Annotated in this window: 2 protein-coding genes; both read right to left on the minus strand. The window is 29.8% G+C overall.

What is annotated here, in order from left to right; all coding sequences use genetic code 11:
* Positions 1-130: 130 nt before the first annotated feature.
* Complete coding sequence (locus QZZ48_RS15380) at positions 131-1,537, minus strand: TrkA C-terminal domain-containing protein (RefSeq protein WP_294967136.1); 1,407 nt, start codon at positions 1,535-1,537, stop codon at positions 131-133.
* A gap of 35 nt (positions 1,538-1,572) precedes the next feature.
* Positions 1,573-2,487: RQC domain-containing protein (locus QZZ48_RS15385; protein ID WP_294967137.1), on the minus strand; the 915-nt coding region annotated here is incomplete at its 5' end.

The raw sequence follows: 2,487 nt of genomic DNA on the forward strand, positions 1-2,487 counted from the left end.
TTGATATTGTATGAGTTATCAACGACTTTTTTGAGGGCTATGTTTACTTGCATTATATATCCAAAATTTTTAATTAATTATTTAAATATATAATACTTAAAAAAGGGTAAGATAAAGCTAAATAATTTCTTTAGAGCTGAACCGGTATAAAAATTTGATGGTAATTATCTAGTTTATAATAAAGTTTTTCGCTGTCTGTAGATAAAAATGAATAAGCACGTCTTTTTGTTAGTTTATATGTAAAAGGTAAGATATGAACAAAGTTGTTTTTTTGTCTTAGTGTCCTGATTGGATTTTTATTTTCTTTAATAACCTTAATGCTTTTTGAAAAGATCGTTGCAAGGTTATAATAGTGTTCTATCACCTGTTCTTTTTCTTCTTGATGCTCATTCATATAATTGTATATTTCTAAGTTAAATCCCATCTGCTCAGATATATCAAATATAGTTGCAGATATTTTTTCTAAATCTCTATTGTCACTTAGTATGATTGAAGCGTCTTTAACACTTGAAAAAGATCTATCTGAGAGCTTTAATACAGGGACATGTGATTCATACAGAGCTTTTCTCATATGATAATGGGCAAACATCTCTGACGAGACTATAATAAGGCCTATATGATAAAGCTTTATATCATTAAAAAATGTATTAATTAGGTCTGTTGACTTATACTCTATATTTACAATTACATTATCATCTCTAAGGTCTTTTATGTACTGAATAGTTTCTATGTTACTAGGATTTACTACTTTAATTATAAGATCATGTTTGAATTTTTTATGAGCGAAAACAGCTCTTCTAATAAGTTCTTGAATTGTTCCTAAATTAACAAGATTCATATCAACATATAAAAAGATATTTGATCCAAAAGGTTCTGGAAATTGCCCAAGCTCTCTCTTAATTGCACGGTATACTGATTTTAAAACGGCAGGTTCTCCAACTAGAACTAGTAAATCATTTGGCTGAATCATTCTTCTACGAGAAGGCATTAGAAGTTTTCTATTTCTATATATTGCAACAATACGCCAGTTTTTTTGTTCTATTACGCCTATATGTCTATAAACAAAGGAGCTTCCAAATGGAACTAATACTTCCATTATTTCTCCCTCACCTATTCCTACATTTTGAGCGATTACAGGAACATTAGGAAGGTAGTCGATGAGTCTAGAAGCTAATAGCTCATGAGAATTAATCATAACTACATCTGAGTTTTCATTCTTCATATCCCATTTGTTTAAAACGATGACACGAAGTTGCTTTTTTACAAGTTTGATATTCTTAATAGTATTTTCAACATCAAGTTGATTATCCATAGCAATCATTACTTGAACAAATTCCATTTTTAAAAGGTTTGAAAGTTTATAAAAGCTTGTTGGATCAAACTCATAAAACTTAAAACGTGCAGGATTAACATCTTCATATTCTACTGGTTTTGCTTGGACAACATAGTAAATGTTTTCACTAGTATAGGTCTCAATAACTCTTTGTAGAAAATGCTTTCCTGCTATACCGTCACTAATTATTAAAATTTTTTTCAAAGTATACTCTGCTGTTTTAAATTTTTATCATTATATCATTTTAGTTCTTTACAAAGAGCTAAAAAATCTTCTCCATACCTTTCATATTTCACTTCACCTACCCCATTAACATCTAAAATTTCTTCTTTGTTTTGTGGTAGTTTTTGTGCAAACTCTAAAAGTGTTTTATCTGAGAAAACGATATAGGCTGGAACTTCATTTTTTGAAGCTATCTCAAGTCTTAACGCCTTAAATTGTTCAAACACACTATCTTCAACTTCGCTAAACTCTTGCTTCTTAGAAGTTCTACCCTTAATATCCATTTTGTGCTTATCTATTTCAACAGAAACTTTTTTTTGTAAGATTCCTACACCAAACTTTTTAAGTTTAATAGCTCTAAACTCTCCAATTTCAATTGCATCTAACTCAAAAAGTCTATCTCCTATAGAGTTCCAAACTTCTTTTGAAACATCTTTGCCTATAGAATAAACTGATAGCTTATCATGATAAAACTGTAATACTTTTTGTCCCTTAGAACCTCTTAAAACATCTATAACGTGTATCATTCCAAATTTTTGCTCGCATCTATAGATGCAAGAGAGTAGTTTTTGAGATTCTAGTGTAATATCAATTTTTTCTACTTCACCTCGCCTACAATTGTCACAAATATCACCACAAGTATCTATTTCATCTTCAAAATACTTAGCTATTAGTTTATGTCTACATTCACTTGAATTTGAATAGCTATACATCTTACGAAGTTTGTTATATAGAAGTTCTTTATACTCTAAATTCTCTATATCATCTATAAAACTTCTCATCTTTACATCGTCTGATTTAGTGTATAAAAGAAGAGTTTGAGCAGCTAAACCATCTCTTCCAGCGCGACCAATCTCTTGGTAATAGTTTTCCATGGTTTTAGGCATACTCATATGAACAACAAAACGGATATTACTCTTATCTATTCCCAT

The organism is Sulfurimonas sp. (assembly GCF_016744025.1).
Classification (GTDB): Bacteria; Campylobacterota; Campylobacteria; order Campylobacterales; family Sulfurimonadaceae; genus Sulfurimonas.